The following is a 471-nucleotide window of genomic DNA, read 5'->3' on the forward strand; positions in this document are numbered from 1 at the left end:
TCACCGTCGAGCCGTCCTGCAGCGACAGGAAGGCGTGACCGAGCCCCTCGGACAGGTACACCGAACGCCGGTCGTGGTCGTCGAGCAGCACGGAATCCCACTGCCCGAAAGTCGGGGAGCCCACCCGGATGTCGACCACCACGTCGAGCACGGCCCCGCGCACACACGTCACGTACTTTGCCTGGCTGGGCGGCAGTTCGGCGAAGTGGACACCGCGCAGCACCCCGGCCGCCGACACCGAGCAATTGGCCTGCCGCAGGTCGAAGCGGTGCCCGGTCATCTCGGTGAATCCGGCGTCGGTGAACCATTCGAAGAACAGCCCGCGCGCGTCGCCGTGCAGCTTGGGTGTGATCTCCCACGCGCCGGGGATGGTCAGTTCGCGTGCGGTCACTGGCCGCGCTCCGCATACGCGCCTTCTACCGCATCTTTCAAAGGGCCCCACCAGGATTCGTTGTTGCGGTACCAGTCGAT

The 471-nt window shown here is 66.9% G+C and carries 1 protein-coding gene; it reads right to left on the reverse strand.

The features are described 5' to 3' along the window. Positions 1 to 391 (reverse strand): dTDP-4-dehydrorhamnose 3,5-epimerase family protein (locus tag V2J85_RS40495; RefSeq protein WP_330824374.1); only part of this gene is annotated, 391 nt, incomplete at its 3' end. Positions 392 to 471: the final 80 nt, after the last annotated feature.

The organism is Streptomyces bugieae, assembly GCF_036352915.1.
Taxonomy (GTDB): Bacteria; Actinomycetota; Actinomycetes; order Streptomycetales; family Streptomycetaceae; genus Streptomyces; species Streptomyces endophytica.